Below are 15,150 nucleotides of genomic sequence, written 5' to 3'. Positions count from 1 at the left end.
GTTCGGGATGCGAGTCATTCTGCGAAGGGCGGCGCTGCGCCGCGTCGCCCTGTCGGGGGGACGAACGGTCGGGATTTGGGGGGGCAACCAGTCCCCCCGGAAGGGGGGGTGCGGTTCAGATACCGCGGATCAACTGACGGAACTCGTCCACGTCCTCGAAGCTGCGGTAGACCGACGCGAAGCGCACGTAGGCCACCTTGTCGATGCGCTTGAGCTCGCGCATCACCAGTTCGCCCAGGCGGGCGCTGGGCACTTCCTTGGCGCCGGTGGCGAGCAGCTTTTCCTGGATGCGCTCGAGTGCCGCATCCACCTGCTCGACGCTCACCGGGCGCTTTCGCAGCGCCAGCATCATCGAGGCGCGCAGCTTGGCGGCATCGAACTCGGTGCGGGCGCCATCTTTCTTGACCACCGCCGGCAGCGCGATCTCGGCGCGCTCGTAGGTGGTGAAGCGCTTGTCGCACTTCAGGCAGCGGCGCCGCCGCCGGATGACGTCGCCCTCGTCGGACTCCCGGGTCTCGACGACCTGGGTCTCCTCGTGGGCACAGTAGGGGCAACGCATCGGCGGGGCTTCGGCGGCGGGGTGGGGTCAGCCGCGGTAGACGGGGAACTCGCGGGTCAGCGCGCCCACCTGCTCGCGCACGGCCGCCAGTCGGGCCGCGTCCTGCGGGTGGTCCAGCACGTCGGCGATCAGGTTGGCGGTGGCCACGGCCTCGCGCTCGCGGAAGCCCCGCGTGGTCATGGCCGGCGAGCCCAGGCGGATGCCGCTGGTGACCATCGGCTTCTGCGGGTCGTTCGGGATGCCGTTCTTGTTGCAGGTCATGTGCGCGCTGCCGAGGATGGCTTCGGCTTCCTTGCCCGTCAGGCCCTTGGGGCGCAGGTCGACCAGCATCACGTGGCTCTCGGTGCGGCCGCTGACGATGCGCAAGCCGCGCTGGGTCAGCGTGGTGGCCATCGCGGCGGCGTTCTTGACGACCTGCTGCTGGTAGGTCTTGAACTCGGGCGACAGCGCTTCCTTGAAGGCCACCGCCTTGGCGGCGATGACGTGCATCAGCGGGCCGCCCTGGATGCCGGGGAAGATGGCGCTGTTGATCTGCTTGGCGACAGCGTCTTTCATCAGGATCAGGCCGCCGCGCGGGCCGCGCAGGGTTTTGTGGGTGGTGGAGGTCACCACGTCGGCGTGCGGCACCGGGTTGGGGTAGACGCCCGCGGCGATGAGGCCGGCGTAGTGCGCCATGTCGACCATGAAGTAGGCGCCGATCTCGCGGGCCACCTTCGCGAAGCGCTCGAAGTCGATGCGCAGCGCATAGGCCGATGCGCCGGCGATGATCAGCTTGGGCTTGTGCTCCCGGGCCAGGCGTTCCATCGCGTCGTAGTCGATGGCCTCGTTGGCGTCCAGGCCGTAGCTCACCACCTTGAACCACTTGCCGCTCATGTTGAGCGCCATGCCGTGGGTGAGGTGGCCGCCCTCCGCCAGGCTCATGCCCATGATGGTGTCGCCGGGCTGCAGCAGGCCGAAGAACACCGCCTGGTTGGCCTGCGAGCCGGAATTGGGTTGCACGTTGGCGTGCTCGGCGCCGAAGATCTGCTTCAGGCGGTCGATGGCCAGCTGCTCGACCACGTCGACATGTTCGCAGCCGCCGTAGTAGCGCTTGCCGGGATAGCCTTCGGCGTACTTGTTGGTGAGTTGCGAGCCCTGGGCCTGCATGACCGCCGGCGAGGCGTAGTTTTCCGACGCGATCAGTTCGATGTGGTCTTCCTGGCGGGCGTTCTCGGCCTGGATGACGGCGAACAATTCGGGGTCGACGTTGGCGACGGTGGATTGGGAGCGGTCGAACATGGGGGCAGTCCTCGAGGTGAACATGGTCCCGCCGACCGCCGATGTGCATCGGCCCGGCCGCGGGCTGCCCAGGCGAACGGCTATTGGGGACGGCAGCATCCGCGGGACGCCGCTCGTTCGCGCTCCATGGTGGTGATCCACCTCGGGCCCCTGGCAGGAGGCCCTATCGCCAGTCGCGCTGTTGGAAAGTGTAGCGGAGCCGTTCAGCGAAGCAGCGCGACGCGCTCGTCTTCGACGGCCGTCGGCGGCGCCGAGGCCGGCATGGCGGGCGCTTCGGGCAGTGCCTGCGGCGTGTTGGCTTCCGACGGCGACAGCGGCCTGAACACCGGCAGCGGCGCGTTGATCGACACCGGCTTGCCGTTGGCCACCAATTGAAGGTGGGTTTGCTCGGCCAGCACCTTGACGACGTAGCCGCCGTCCTGTCCATGGATGGCGGCGCCCACGTAATAGCGCAAGCCCGCCTCCAGCCCGCCGGCCCGCGCGATGCATTCCTTCAGCACCTGCACCCCGACGCGCAGGTTGGTGACCGGGTCGAAGGCCGCGCGGGCGCCCCCGAAGGCCTGGTACTTGTCGTCGTGGATGCGGGTCATCACCTGCATCAGCCCTTGGGCGCCCACCGGGCTCTGGGCAAACGGATTGAAGCTCGACTCGATGGCCATCACGGCCAGCACCAGCGTCGGGTCGACGCCCATGCGGTGGCCAACGGACCAGGCCTCCTGGACAAGGCGGCTCAGCGGCTCGGGCGCCACCTTGTAGCGCCGGGCCAGCCACTGGGCCACCGCCGCCTGCTGGCGGGGCAGTTCGCGCGGGTCTACTGCCGTGGCGCGTTCGATGGCGCTGGGCTCGGCCATTTCGGCCAGCACGTCGTCACTGGCCGGTGTGCGGGCTTCCTGGCGCTCGAGCAGCCAGTCGAGAGCGTGCTGCTCGATGCTGTGGCGCAGGTCGGCCCGGGTGCCCGCGAACAGCAGCGCGGCCACCACGCACAGCCCCAGCAGCGCCAGCGAGTTGTGGCAGATCTCGAGCAGGCCGTGGCCCACGTCGCGCAGGAAGACGGTGGTCGATTCGAAACATGTGCTGCGCCATCGGCGCAATCGGGACAGGACGGTCATGCGGATCCTCACTGTGCGTCGGGACGTCGGGGCTCGTGGCCCCAGGCGTTCGAACCCGACGTCGATAATCGTAGGGTCCCGCGCATCGATCGACGGCGGCCCGGAAGGAATGGTCCCGGCGCCTGCGGTGTCGTCCCGCCCGGATCGCCTTGCCACGCTCGTCGAGGGTTAACCCTCAAGACTCGGTCGACCGGATTCTAGGAAGCTCGATAATAACCCGTCAAGCATATCAATATGTCCCATAACTACTTAATTGTATGAAGTACCGAGACTTGAGGGACTTTGCGGGCCAGTTGGAGCAAATGGGCGAGTTGCGGCGCGTTCGAGAGCCGGTGTCCCCCCAACTTGAAATGACGGCGCTGGCCGACCGGGTGCTTCGCGCCGAAGGGCCTGCGCTGTGGTTCGAGGCCTCGCCGCCGCAGCGCTGGCCAGTGCTGGCCAACCTGTTCGGCACGCCGCGGCGGGTGGCGCTGGGCATGGGGGCCGACAGCACGGCCGAGTTGCGCGACATCGGCCGCCTGCTGGCCAGCTTGAAGGAGCCCGAACCGCCCAAGGGACTCAAGGACGCCGGCCGCCTGGTGCAACTGGCCAAGGCGCTGTGGGACATGAAGCCGGTGCGACGCCGCGATGGCCCGTGCCGTGAGGTGCGGCTGGCCTCGGACGAGATCGACCTGGCCACCTGGCCCATCCAGCATTGCTGGCCAGACGACGCCGGCCCGCTGATCACATGGGGGCTGGTCGTCACCCGCGGCCCGCAGAACGTCGAGCGGCCGCGCCTGCGCCAGAACATCGGCATCTACCGCCAGCAGGTGATCGGCCCGCGCGAGGTGATCATGCGCTGGCTGGCCCATCGCGGCGGGGCGCTCGACTTCCGCGAGTTCGCGTTGGCGCAGCCGGGCCAGCCCTTCCCCATGGCCGTGGCGCTGGGGGCCGACCCGGCCACCATGCTGGGCGCGGTGACACCGGTGCCCGACAGCCTGTCGGAGTACCAGTTCGCGGGCCTGCTGCGTGGCAGCCCGACCGAGGTGGTCGACTGCGAGGTTGGCCAGCCGGGGCGGCCCTTGCAGGTGCCGGTGTCGGCCGAGATCGTCCTGGAAGGTCATGTGCCCGTGGCCGAACGCGGATTCGAGGGGCGCAGCCCCCACGGTGTGCCGTGGCGCGAGAAGGGCGGGTACCTGCACGCGCTGGAGGGGCCGTTCGGCGACCACACCGGCTACTACAACGAGCAGGACTGGTTTCCGGTGTTCCGCATCGACCGCGTCAGCCATCGGCGTGACCCGGTTTACCACTCCACCTACACCGGCAAGCCGCCCGACGAACCGGCGGTGCTGGGGGTTGCGCTCAATGAAGTCTTCGTGCCGATCCTGCAGAAGCAGTTCCCGGAGATCACCGATTTCTACCTGCCGCCCGAGGGCTGCAGCTACCGCCTGGCGGTGATCTCGATCCGCAAGAGCTACCCTGGCCACGCCAAGCGGTTGATGTTCGGGCTGTGGAGCTTCCTGCGCCAGTTCATGTACACCAAGTTCATCATCGTGACCGACGACGACGTGAACATCCGCGACTGGAAGGAAGTGGTGTGGGCCATCACCACGCGCATGGACCCGGTGCGCGACACCACCCTCGTCGAAGGCACGCCGATCGACTACCTGGACTTCGCCTCTCCGGTGAGTGGGCTGGGCGGCAAGATGGGGCTGGACGCCACCAACAAGTGGCCAGGAGAAACGTCCCGGGAGTGGGGCCGGTCGATCACGATGCCCGACGCGGTGCGCACCCGTGTCGACGCGCTGTTCGCCGCCGTCATGGCAGGGCCGACGAAGGGCAATTGACCTGCCGCAACCGTGGGCATGACGGGGCACTTGCCCCTCGGCTGGCGCTGCACTATCGTTGCCTTGCCTTCTGCAAGAAGGTACCCGAGTGCTCGCAGTCTCTGCGAGTCAGGAGCCCCGGGCCCAATTCCCCCGGAGCTCCACATGGTGGCCCATCAGCCGCCCGCCCCTCCGTGCCGAAAGGCCGGAGGGGTTTGTACTTCTGGCCCTTCCGATGGCCCCGGTGGCATCAGGGCGTCGCGTGCCTGCGGACAATTCCGACTGGTTCATCGCACACAAGAAATCAAGGACGACATGGCGACGCACGAAACCATCACGCTCGGTGGCGGTTGCTTCTGGTGCCTCGAAGCGGTCTACGAGCGTGTCGACGGCGTGGTGGCCGTCGAGTCGGGCTATTGCAACGGTCATGTGGTCGCCCCCAGTTACGAAGCCGTGTGCACGGGCAACACCGGCCACGCCGAGGTGGTGCGGGTCACCTTCGACGCCGACCGGATCAGCCTGCGAGAGATGCTCGAGATCTTCTTCGTCGTGCATGACCCGAGCACCCCGAACCGCCAGGGCAACGATGTCGGTACCCAGTACCGATCGGGCATCTACGTGCGCTCGCCGATGCAGGACCAAGTGGCGCGCGAGGTGCTGGCCAAGGTGAACAGCCAGACGGGCCGGCGGGCCGTGACCGAGGTGGCCACCGAGGCGAACTACTCCCGTGCGGAGGCCTACCACCAGCACTACTTCGCCAACCATCCCGACCAGAGCTATTGCGCCTTCGTGGTGGCGCCGAAGGTGGACAAGTTCAAGCGCACGTTCGCCACCCGGTACCGGCCCTGACCGACCGGTGCGGCACCGGCGCGAACGCCTTGTTGCGCCGGCCTCGTGCGCTCAGGGCGCGAGCCGTTCGCGGATCCAGCGGCCGCCGTCGAGGCGATAGCACAGTCGATCGTGCAGGCGGCTCTTGCGGCCCTGCCAGAACTCCCAGCGGTCCGGCCGCAAACGGTAGCCGCCCCAATGCGGCGGCCGCGGCGGCGAAAGCGCATACTGGGCTGCCACGCGCGCCGCGTTGGCCACCAGCACGGCCCGCGACGAGATCACCTGGCTCTGCGGCGAGGCCCAGGCACCGATGCGCGAGTCGAGCGGCCTGGACGCGAAGTAGGCGTCGGCCTGCGCGCCTTCCACCTTCTCGACCGAGCCTTCGATGCGCACGACGCGCTCGAGTTCGACCCAATGGAACTGCAGCGCTGCAAATGGATTTGCCGCGAGTTCCGTGCCCTTGCGGCTGTGGTAGCTGGTGTACCAGACCAGGCCCTGCTCGTCGAAGCCCTTGACCAGCACGACCCGGGTCGACGGGCGTCCGCCCGGCCCGACGGTGGCCAGGGTCATGGCATTGGGTTCGGGCACCTTGGCGTCCAGCGCCTCCTGAAACCAGGCCTCGAACTGTTGCATCGGGCGCTCGCCTGAGGCCGCTTCATCGAGTTCGGCACGTTCGTAGCTCTTGCGGAGGTCGGCGATCTTGGGGTCCATGGCCCGAGTATGCCGGTGTCGAACGAGGGCTGGACCCTACGTGGTACGCCTTAGGTGATCGTACGACTGTCTAATCGAGGGGGTGGCCGCCATGCTATGTTGGTCATGAACCTGCCTCCAGTGATCGTCGTGCTCGCCGCGGGGCGCGGTAGCCGCTTCGACGCGATGCGCCACAAGCTCGCTCAGCCGCTCGGCACGAGTACCGTGCTGGGACAAACGGTAGGCCATGCCATCGCCAGCGGCCTGCCGGTGGTGGTGGTCACCACCGAGCCGCTGATGGCCGAGGCGGCCAGCCTGGTCGCGGGGCGAGACGTGGTGCTGCTGCCCGGCCTGCAGCGAGGGTCGGCCGCGCTGGGCATGGGTTATTCCATCGCCGCGGGTGTGGCGGCCCGCCCCAACGCCTCGGGATGGCTGGTGCTGCCGGGCGACATGCCGCTGGTCAGGCCGGCGAGCATCCGGGCGGTGGCCGCGTCCTTGGCGAGTCATCCGGTGGTGTTCGCCCAGCACCTGGGCCGCCGCGGCCATCCGGTGGGATTCTCGGCCGAACTGTTCTCCGACCTGGTGCAGCTCAGCGGCGACGAAGGCGCCCGCCGCGTTGTCGCGCGCTATCCCTCGCACGGGGTCGAGGTGGGCGATCCGGGGGTGCTGGTCGATGTCGACACGCCCAGCGACCTGGCCGCGGTGCGTGACCGGGTGACCACCCCGGGCGCGCCGCGCTGATCAGGCCAGGCCGGCCCGGCGCGCCAGAAACACCAGGCGGGCCAGTTCGCGGTCGAGCATGCCGTGCTCCCTCAAGGCGTGCGCGGTGAGCAGCATGTAGTCCAGCGTCGTGCCGTACCGTCCCCGTGCCGCGCGCAGCACCTGCAGCAGCGTCTCGTCGTCCATGTGGCCGGTGAAGTTCGGGCTGCGGCGGCTCAGCGTGAAGGCGAGGGCGGGCACCGTGCCCTGCGCCGTGCGGCAGGCCAGCCAACGGGGGTCGTACACGCCGGTGGGCATCTCGCGGGCCCACAGTCGGTCCAGTTCGCTGGCGGCGCGCTGGCGCGCGATGCGATAGACCATGCCGCGGCAACTGCCCCCCGACACCAGGGCGAACACCAGCCCGGGTTGCTCGGGCGTGCCCCGGTTGATGCGCGAGCGCATCCTGAAAGTGCGGTGCCAGCCATGCACCAGCGCGGGCCGGTGCTCGACGAACTCGAACTCGGGCCGCCAGATCAGCGACGCATAGCCGAACACCCAGAGATCGCCCCGTCCACCCCATTGCGTGCGGGTGGCATCGAGCAGGGCGGCGGTGTCGCGGAGTGCAGGGACCATGGCGAGTCCCCGGAGCATGCCAGAGCCCGACGGGAGCTTGTGGTGATGTAACCAGGTTACTTGTTTTTAGATTCATCGATTACACTCGCGGCATGAAGACTGGCATCACCCGGATCACCGACCGGATCAAGGCTCGCAGTGCGTCGACGCGGGCCGCCTACCTGGCCCAGGTCGACCGCCTCGCCCAGCGTCCGCCGGGCGCCCAGCGCATGGGCTGCGCCAATGTCGCCCACGCCTTCGCGGCGATGCCGGGCGACCAGCGACTGCGGGTCGTGGCCCAGCGCGCGCCGAACCTGGCGGTGGTCACCGCCTACAACGACATGCTGTCGGCGCACCAGCCCTATGAGTCCTACCCAACCCTGATCCGCGACGAAGCGCGGCGCCTGGGCGCCACGGCGCAGGTGGCCGGCGGCGTGCCGGCGATGTGCGACGGCGTCACCCAGGGCCTGCCGGGCATGGAGCTGAGCCTGTTCTCGCGCGACAGCATCGCGATGGCCACTGCCATTGCCCTGTCGCACGACGTGTTCGATGGCGCCCTGCTGCTGGGCGTGTGCGACAAGATCGTGCCGGGCCTGCTGATCGGTGCGCTGCACTTCGGCCACCTGCCTTGCGTCTTCGTGCCGGCCGGCCCCATGTCGACCGGGTTGTCCAACACCGCCAAGTCCAAGGTGCGCGAGCAGCATGCCCAGGGCCTGGTGGGCCGCGACCAGTTGCTCGCGGCCGAGCAGGCCGCCTACCACGGCGTGGGCACCTGCACCTTCTACGGCACCGCCAACAGCAACCAGATGCTGCTCGAGGCGATGGGGCTGCATGTGCCCGGCGCCGCCTTCGTGCACCCCGAGGCGGGCCTGCGCGCAGCGCTCACCCGCGAAGCCGTGGCCACCGTGCTGGCCATCGGCCAGCGCGCGCGCTACACGCCCATCGGCCGACTGGTGGACGAGCGCGTGATCGTCAATGCGATGGCGGCCCTGCTGGCCACCGGCGGCTCCACCAACCACCTCATCCACTGGGTGGCGGTGGCCCGTGCGGCCGGCATCCTGATCGACTGGACCGACTTCTCCGACCTGTCGGCCGAGGTGCCGCTGCTGGCCCGCGTGTACCCCAACGGCAGCGCCGACGTGAACCAGTTCCAGGCCGCCGGCGGCCCCGGCTTCGTGCTGCGCGAGCTGATGGACGGCGGCTGCCTTCATGCCGACGTGGCCACGGTGGCCGAAGGCGGCCTGGCGCGCTATGGCCAGGTGCCGGCGCTGGCCGACGGCGGCGATCTGTGCTGGCAGGACTTGCCGGCCGAGCCCGGCGATGCCACGGTGGTGCGCCAGGTCACCGAGCCCTTCTCGCCGACCGGCGGGCTGCGCCTGCTCACGGGCAACCTCGGCCGCGCGGTGATCAAGGTCTCGGCCGTGCCCGAGGACTGCCATGTGGTGGAGGCACCGGCCGCCGTGTTCGACAGCCAGGAGGCGCTGCTCGCGGCCTTCAATGCCGGCACGCTGGAGCGCGATGTCGTCGCGGTGGTGCGCTTCCAGGGGCCGCGTGCCAACGGCATGCCCGAGTTGCACAAGCTGACGCCGCCGCTGGCCGTGTTGCAGGGCAAGGGCTTCCGCGTCGCGCTGGTCACCGACGGGCGCATGAGCGGTGCGTCGGGCAAGGTGCCCGCGGCCATCCACGCCAGCCCCGAGGCGCTGGCCGGCGGGCCGTTGTCGCGGGTGCGCGATGGCGACATCATCCGCCTGGACGCCGTCACCGGTGAGCTTTCGGTGCAGGTGGGCGAGGCCGAGTGGGTGGCCCGTGCACCTGCCACGCTCGGCCCCGACGCCGCGCAGGCCAGCGGCCAGGGCCTGGGCCGCGAACTGTTCGGCGGCATGCGCCGCCTGGTCCGCAGCGCCGAGGAAGGCGCTGTCACATGGTTGTGAAGGAACCCCGATGATCGATCCGTTGAGCCTGGCCGACCACGGCCCCGTGATCCCGGTGATCGTGCTGCGGCGCGTGGACGACGCGGTGCCCCTGGCCGAAGCCCTGCTGGCCGGCGGCGTCAAGGTGCTTGAGGTGACGCTGCGCACCGACGTGGCCCTGGCCTGCATCGAAGCCATCGCGCGTGCCGTGCCGGAAGCCATCGTCGGCGCCGGCACCATCCGCTCGGCCGTGGACGCCCGCGCGGCGCTGGCCGTGGGCAGCCGGTTCGCGGTGAGCCCGGGCTACACGGTCGAGATCGGCCGCGCCTGCCGCGACATCGGCCTGCCGCTGCTGCCCGGCGTGGCCACCGCCAGCGAGGTGATGGCCGCCAGTTCGGCCGGCCACCGTTTCCTGAAGTTCTTCCCGGCGATGCAGGCCGGCGGCCTGCCCATGCTCAAGGCGCTGGGCGGCCCGTTCCCGGACATCGACTTCTGCCCCACCGGCGGCATCACGCCGGAGAGCGCCCCGCAGTTCCTGGCCTTGCCCAACGTGAAGGTGTGCGGCGGATCGTGGCTGACCCCTCAGGACGCCATCGACTCGGGTGACTGGGCCCGCATCACGCGTCTGGCGCGCGAGGCCTGCGCGCTGCACGGTTGAGCTCGCGCGGCGCGGTCGCCGGCACCACGCCGGGTGCCAAGCCGGGTGCTACCAGGCCCCGACGTTCGGCATCGACACCCAGGGCTCGGCCGGCGGCAACGGCGCGCCGGCCTGCAGCAGTTCGACCGAGATCTGGTCGGGTGAGCGCACGAAGGCCATGCGGCCGTCGCGCGGCGGGCGGTTGATGGTCACGCCGTGGTCCATCAATCGCTGGCAGGCGGCATAGATGTCATCGACTGCGTAGGCCAGGTGGCCGAAGTTGCGCCCGCCGGTGTACACCTCGTCGGACCAGTTGTGCGTCAGCTCGACCTGGGCGCCGTGGTCGCCCGGCGCGGCCAGGAACACCAGCGTGAACTTGCCTTCCGGCACGTCTCGGCGCGACAGCAGTTCGAGGCCGAGGGCATCGCAGTAGAAGGCGATCGAGGCGTCGAGATTGGTGACGCGCACCATCGTGTGCAGGTATTTCATGGGAGGGCGGTCCTCACGGGGGTGGAAGGTCGACTGTACGGCGCGGGCGGTCGGCCCGCCGGCGTCCCGGGCCATGCGCCATGGCGCCGTGTCGATGACACGCGGCGGGTCAGGCCTTGTCGCGATCCAGCCAGACCGCCAGGCCCTGCGCATTGAGCTCGATGTCCAGCGCCAGGCCGGCCAGGCCGTCCTCGATCGCGGCCACGCCATGGCGCTGCAGCTGCGCCCGGTACAGCGCCGCCATGCCCGCCTTCAGGGCCTCGTGGCGGGCCGGTGCGTCCTTCAGGCGCAGGGCCAGCGCCACCATCGCGTCGAGCTGTTCGCCGAGCGACCCAGCCAGCCGAGCCACGTCGCCGACCCGGCCGAAGTGGGTCAGGTACATCCACTGCGGCTCGGCCTCCAGCAGCCGCCGCACCGACGCGCGCAGCGCATCGGGGTCGAACTGCACCGGCGTCGACGTCGGCAGGATCCAGGGGCCATTGGCCGTGTCGAATTCGCGGTAGCTCAGGCCGAAGGTGTCGCCGGTGAACCAGCCGCGGGTGCGCTCGTCCCAGATGCAGTGGTGGTGACGCGCATGGCCCGGCGTGTCGATGAAGCGCAGCGGCCGACCGGCCAGCGCGACCACCATGCCGTCGTCGGTGGCCTGCACCCGCGATGCGTCCACCGGCACCAGCGTGCCGTACGAGCGCGCCATCTCGTCGGCCCCGTACACGGCCAGCGCGCCCTGGAAGAGCTGCGAGGGGTCGACCATGTGGCGCGCGCCGCGCGGGTGCACCAGCACCCGGGCCCGAGGCAGCGACTGCATCAGCAGCCCGACGCCGCCGGCGTGGTCGAGGTGCACGTGGGTGGGGATCACGAAATCCACCGCCTCGGGGGCGAGCCCCAGATCGGCCAATGCCGCCAGCAGGCGCGGCACGGCGAAGTTGGTGCCGGTGTCGACGAAGGCGGCATGGCCGTCCTCGACGATCAGGAACGAGGCATCGAAGAGGGATCGGTGGAAGCCCGTGTCGATGACGTGCAGCCCGTCGCCGAGCGATTGAACGAAGTCGAGTGGCATGCGGTGTCTCAACGGACACGGGGCCCGAAGGCCCCGCGCGGAAGGGTGGATTGCAAGCGGCCGGTGCTCAGCCGGCCTGGTTGGCCATCAGCGCCCACAGGCGGCCCAGGTCGGCCGCACCGTCGTTGCCTTGCACGCTGCGCAGCGTCTGCACGGCCTTGGCCTTGTGCTTGCCGCTCTTCAGCAGGGCCACGCCGAGGCGGATCTTGGCGTCCTCGGGGCGCTTCAGGCCGCCCTTGGCGATGCCCTGTTCGATCAGCCCGATGCCCTTGTCGGCCTGGCCCATGGTGACGTAGGCGTAGCCGATCTGCACCAGGTCGTTGCCGTCCTTCAATGCCGCGGCGGCGGTGGCGCGCTGCTCGATCGAGGCCTTCGCCTCGGCCTCGGCCTTGTTGGCCAGGTCGCGCAGGCGCTTGTGGCGTTCGGCCTCGGGCCCGGTGCCCAGGGCGCCGGCGGCGAAGCCCTTGTCGACGATCTCCTTGCCCTCGGCAGGCAAGCCCGCCTGCAGTGCCAGCTGGGACATCTCCATGAAGTCTTCGGTCTTGGTGAGCACGCCGGTGGCCAGCTTCAGCCGCATCACCTCGAGTGAGAAGCGGTCCGAGAAGCCGCTCTTGCGCTGCACCCGGCCCAGGTAGATGGACCAGTAGTCCTTCTTCGGGTAGTTGGCCAGCAGCTTCTCGAGCGTGGCGGTCTGGCCCGCCGTGTTGCCCGTGCGGGCCTGGGCATCGGCCAGGCGCAGCAGGTCGCCCTCGTCGGGACGCCGGCCGGCCTGTTCGGCGGCCGAGACAGCCGCCGCCGCATCGCGTCCGATGGCGGCGAAGTCACCGCTCTGGCCCTGCACATAGGCCTGCAGTTGCTTGAGCTGCGCGCTGCCGCCGCCCATCGACTGGGCCTTCTGGATCCACTGGTTGGTCTTGCCCCAGTCCTTGGCCTGCGAATAGGCGAAGGCCAGCGACTCGGCCACCTGCGCGGCCTCGTTGCCGCTCACCTTGGGAAACAGCGATTCGAAGGCCTGGATGGTCGCGGCGTTGTCGCCCGCGCGCTGCGCGGCAGCGCCCTTCATGCGGTCGATCATCAACTGCTCGGCGGCGGTCTTGCCCGCCACGCCGTCGGCTTCGCGCGCCTTGGCCAGGGCCTCGCGGGCCTTGCCGGCCTTCAGCATGTCGCTGGCTTGCTGCAGCGGCTTGCCGACCTCGGGCCGCACCGCCTGCGCCTGCGCGCCAACGGCCGCCGTCCACAGGGCCAGGCCCGCGGCGACCGACAACAGGAGTTTCTTGGGTTTCATCGCGCCGGGGTCAGTTCATGAACTGTTCGTTGCCGATCAGTCCGATCTTGGTGACGCCCAGCCGCTGGGCCGACGCCATCACATGGGCCACGACCTTGTAGCTCACCAGCTTGTTCGGGCGCAGGTGCACCTCGGCCTGATCGGGCATGGCAGCCACCTCGGCGAGCTTGGCCAGCAACTCGGCGTCGGTGACGATCGCGCCGTTCCAGCCGATCGTGCCATCGAAGTCGACATCGATGCGGTTGATCTCGGGTTGCTTGGTCTGCGGCGTGCTCGGCCCCACGGGCATGTTCATCTTGACCGCGTGGGTCTGGACGGGGATGGTGATGATGAACATGATCAGCAGCACGAGCATCACGTCGATCAACGGCGTGGTGTTCATCTCGACCATCATGTCGTCGTCGCCACCACCTACTTGCATAGACATGGGAGGCTCCTGTTCCTACTGCTTCGGGGGCGGTTCGGTGATGAAGCCGACCTTGGAGATGCCGGCGCGCTGGCAGGCCACCACCAGGCGGCCGACGCTCTCGTAGCGCGCGTCCTGGTCGCCGCGGATGTGCACCTCGGGCTGTGGGTCCTTCACCGATTCCTTCTTGAGCTCGGCCACCAGCACCTCGATGTCGGGCATGCGGCGGGTGTTCCAGTAGACGTCGCCGTCCTTGCTGACGGCCAGCAGGATGTTCTCCGGCTTGGTCTGCGTCGGCACGTTCGTTTCCTTGGGCAACTCGAGCTTCACGCTCTGCGTCACCACCGGGATCGTGATCAGGAAGATGATCAGCAGCACCAGCATCACGTCCACCAGGGGCGTGGTGTTGATGGACGAGTTCATCGTCCCCTCGTCGTCGTCGTCGGCAGACCCAACGTTCATGGACATGGCGTCACTCCTTGGGGGCCGGCGCAGCCATCAGCGCTTGGTGGCCAGCAGCACGTTGTGCACGTCGCCCGAGAAGGCGCGGATGCGCTCCATCACGGTCTTGTTGCGGCGGATCAGCCAGTTGTAGCCCATCACCGCGGGCACCGCCACGGCCAAGCCGAAGGCGGTCATGATGAGGGCCTCGCCCACGGGGCCGGCCACCTTGTCGATCGAGGCCTGGCCCGAGATGCCGATGGCGGTGAGCGCGTGGTAGATGCCCCAGACCGTGCCGAACAGGCCGACGAACGGCGAGGTGGAGCCGACCGTGGCCAGGAAGGCCAGGCCGTCCTGCAGGCGGCTGTTGATGTTGCCGACGGCGCGGTCGACGCTCATGCCGATCCAGGTGTTGCGGTCGATCTGCTCGACGATCGTGCCCTCGTGGTGCTCGTCGGCCTTGACGCCCTGCTCGGCGATGTAGCGGAAGGCGCTCTTCTCGTCCAGCGTGGCGGCGGCCTGCTTCATCGAGCTGGCCTTCCAGAAGGCGTCGCCGATGGCGTTGGCCTGCTTGAACAGCTTGCTCTGCTCGAACAGCTTGGTGAAGATGATGTACCAGCTGCCCATGGACATGATGATCATGATGATCAGCGTGCCGCGGGCCACGATGTCACCCTGCCGCCACAGCGCATCCAGGCCGTAGGGGTTGTCGATGGTTTCCTTGGCCACGGTGGCCGTCGGCGGCATGGCCGCGGCGGGTGCCGGCGCCGGTGCGGCGGCGGCCTCGGCGGCCGGTGCGGAGGCCTGGGCCATTGCGGCAGCGGGGACGAGGAGTGCGCCGAGGCTCAGGGCGGCGGCCAGCAACGGGGCGCGCAGGAAGTTGGTCAGGGACATGGTTTCTCCGAGGGAACGGGCTCGCGGCAGTGCCTGCGCATGCGCCGGGTGGGTTTGGATGGGGGTGAGCGGAAGGTCGATCGACGGTCTGGCCACGGCTACTCGAGCTTCCAGACGTAGTCGACTTCAAAGGTGCCGCCCATCGGCTTGCCGTGCTCGTCGATGCCGGGCGTGAAGTTGCAGCTGCCGAGCTTGTCGGCCGCCACACGGTCGAGCAGGCGGTGCTCGCGCGAGGCACCGGCCGACCGGACGACTTCGGTCTTCACCAGCTTGCCGGCCGCGTCGATCGTGAAGCGGATCTTGGTGGTGCCGGTGGCTTCGGCGCGCGCCGCGGCCGGCGGATAGTCGTCGGACTTCGGGGCGCAGGCCTGCACGTTGGCGATCGCCGGCTTGGCGGCAGCCTTCGGCGGCGCGGGCGGCGGCGGTGCGGGCGGTGCGGGTGCCTGCACCA

17 protein-coding genes and 1 riboswitch are annotated in these 15,150 nt (G+C 69.4%); of the genes, 5 read left to right on the top strand and 12 right to left on the bottom strand.

The features are described from left to right. Positions 1 to 115 precede the first annotated feature (115 nt). The 3 genes from nrdR to EOINJALH_RS02735 form a co-directional block, all read right to left on the bottom strand. Positions 116 to 559 carry a transcriptional regulator NrdR gene (gene nrdR / locus EOINJALH_RS02745; RefSeq protein WP_088278779.1) on the bottom strand — a complete coding sequence of 148 codons (444 nt, stop codon included), beginning with the start codon at positions 557 to 559 and terminating at the stop codon, positions 116 to 118. Between the two features lie 27 nt (positions 560 to 586). Then, positions 587 to 1,837: a serine hydroxymethyltransferase gene (gene glyA, locus EOINJALH_RS02740; protein ID WP_088278778.1), complete on the bottom strand. Its 1,251-nt coding sequence runs from the start codon at positions 1,835 to 1,837 to the stop codon at positions 587 to 589. Positions 1,838 to 1,896: 59 nt separating this feature from the next. Then, positions 1,897 to 2,024: riboswitch (ZMP/ZTP riboswitch) on the bottom strand. A 16-nt stretch (positions 2,025 to 2,040) separates the two neighbouring features. Beyond that, complete coding sequence (locus tag EOINJALH_RS02735; RefSeq protein ID WP_088278777.1) at positions 2,041 to 2,946, bottom strand: lytic transglycosylase domain-containing protein; 906 nt, start codon at positions 2,944 to 2,946, stop codon at positions 2,041 to 2,043. Positions 2,947 to 3,203: 257 nt separating this feature from the next. On the opposite strand from EOINJALH_RS02735, the gene EOINJALH_RS02730 reads away from it, so the two are divergent. Together EOINJALH_RS02730 and msrA are read left to right on the top strand one after the other, a co-directional pair. Then, complete coding sequence (locus EOINJALH_RS02730) at positions 3,204 to 4,772, top strand: UbiD family decarboxylase (RefSeq protein WP_088278776.1); 1,569 nt, start codon at positions 3,204 to 3,206, stop codon at positions 4,770 to 4,772. Positions 4,773 to 5,066: 294 nt separating this feature from the next. After that, entirely contained in the window at positions 5,067 to 5,600 is a 534-nt protein-coding gene (gene msrA / locus EOINJALH_RS02725) for a peptide-methionine (S)-S-oxide reductase MsrA (protein ID WP_088278775.1), read from the top strand. Positions 5,601 to 5,651: 51 nt separating this feature from the next. On the opposite strand, the gene pdxH is transcribed toward msrA, so the two are convergent. Continuing rightward, positions 5,652 to 6,290, bottom strand: coding sequence for a pyridoxamine 5'-phosphate oxidase (gene pdxH / locus EOINJALH_RS02720; RefSeq protein WP_088278774.1), 639 nt, complete (start codon positions 6,288 to 6,290; stop codon positions 5,652 to 5,654). Positions 6,291 to 6,395: 105 nt separating this feature from the next. Here pdxH and EOINJALH_RS02715 point away from each other — a divergent pair, with 105 nt between their 5' ends. Next, positions 6,396 to 7,010, top strand: coding sequence for an NTP transferase domain-containing protein (locus tag EOINJALH_RS02715; RefSeq protein WP_088278781.1), 615 nt, complete (start codon positions 6,396 to 6,398; stop codon positions 7,008 to 7,010). On the opposite strand, the gene EOINJALH_RS02710 is transcribed toward EOINJALH_RS02715, so the two are convergent. Beyond that, positions 7,011 to 7,601, bottom strand: a complete 591-nt coding sequence (locus tag EOINJALH_RS02710) for a gamma-glutamylcyclotransferase (RefSeq protein WP_088278773.1) — start codon at positions 7,599 to 7,601, stop codon at positions 7,011 to 7,013. A gap of 92 nt (positions 7,602 to 7,693) precedes the next feature. Between EOINJALH_RS02710 and edd the strand changes: the two genes are divergently transcribed. Continuing rightward, the gene (edd, locus tag EOINJALH_RS02705) at positions 7,694 to 9,511 is read left to right on the top strand and encodes a phosphogluconate dehydratase (RefSeq protein WP_088278772.1); all 1,818 of its coding nucleotides are present in this window, start codon (positions 7,694 to 7,696) and stop codon (positions 9,509 to 9,511) included. A gap of 10 nt (positions 9,512 to 9,521) precedes the next feature. Beyond that, complete coding sequence (eda, locus tag EOINJALH_RS02700; protein ID WP_199873131.1) at positions 9,522 to 10,148, top strand: bifunctional 4-hydroxy-2-oxoglutarate aldolase/2-dehydro-3-deoxy-phosphogluconate aldolase; 627 nt, start codon at positions 9,522 to 9,524, stop codon at positions 10,146 to 10,148. 48 nt (positions 10,149 to 10,196) lie between these two features. Here the strand turns inward: eda and EOINJALH_RS02695 are convergent, their stop codons facing one another. From EOINJALH_RS02695 to EOINJALH_RS02665, 7 genes are all read right to left on the bottom strand, one after another. Beyond that, positions 10,197 to 10,616: a VOC family protein gene (locus tag EOINJALH_RS02695; RefSeq protein WP_088278771.1), complete on the bottom strand. Its 420-nt coding sequence runs from the start codon at positions 10,614 to 10,616 to the stop codon at positions 10,197 to 10,199. Positions 10,617 to 10,725: 109 nt separating this feature from the next. After that, on the bottom strand, positions 10,726 to 11,673 hold the full coding sequence (locus tag EOINJALH_RS02690; protein ID WP_088278770.1) for an MBL fold metallo-hydrolase: 948 nt from the start codon (positions 11,671 to 11,673) through the stop codon (positions 10,726 to 10,728). Positions 11,674 to 11,740: 67 nt separating this feature from the next. Further along, positions 11,741 to 12,958: a hypothetical protein gene (locus tag EOINJALH_RS02685; RefSeq protein WP_088278769.1), complete on the bottom strand. Its 1,218-nt coding sequence runs from the start codon at positions 12,956 to 12,958 to the stop codon at positions 11,741 to 11,743. A gap of 10 nt (positions 12,959 to 12,968) precedes the next feature. Then, positions 12,969 to 13,385: a biopolymer transporter ExbD gene (locus EOINJALH_RS02680; protein WP_088278768.1), complete on the bottom strand. Its 417-nt coding sequence runs from the start codon at positions 13,383 to 13,385 to the stop codon at positions 12,969 to 12,971. A 15-nt stretch (positions 13,386 to 13,400) separates the two neighbouring features. Further along, positions 13,401 to 13,832, bottom strand: a complete 432-nt coding sequence (locus EOINJALH_RS02675; protein ID WP_088278767.1) for a biopolymer transporter ExbD — start codon at positions 13,830 to 13,832, stop codon at positions 13,401 to 13,403. A 30-nt stretch (positions 13,833 to 13,862) separates the two neighbouring features. Further along, positions 13,863 to 14,699, bottom strand: a complete 837-nt coding sequence (locus tag EOINJALH_RS02670; RefSeq protein WP_088278766.1) for a MotA/TolQ/ExbB proton channel family protein — start codon at positions 14,697 to 14,699, stop codon at positions 13,863 to 13,865. A 98-nt stretch (positions 14,700 to 14,797) separates the two neighbouring features. Further along, positions 14,798 to 15,150: energy transducer TonB (locus EOINJALH_RS02665; protein ID WP_144289826.1), on the bottom strand; the 353-nt coding region annotated here is incomplete at its 5' end.

This window comes from Ideonella sp. A 288 (assembly GCF_002198735.1).
GTDB lineage: Bacteria > Pseudomonadota > Gammaproteobacteria > Burkholderiales > Burkholderiaceae_C > Pseudaquabacterium.
The sequence above is the reverse complement of the archived record's forward strand: the minus strand, read 5'-3'. Positions and strand labels throughout refer to the sequence as shown.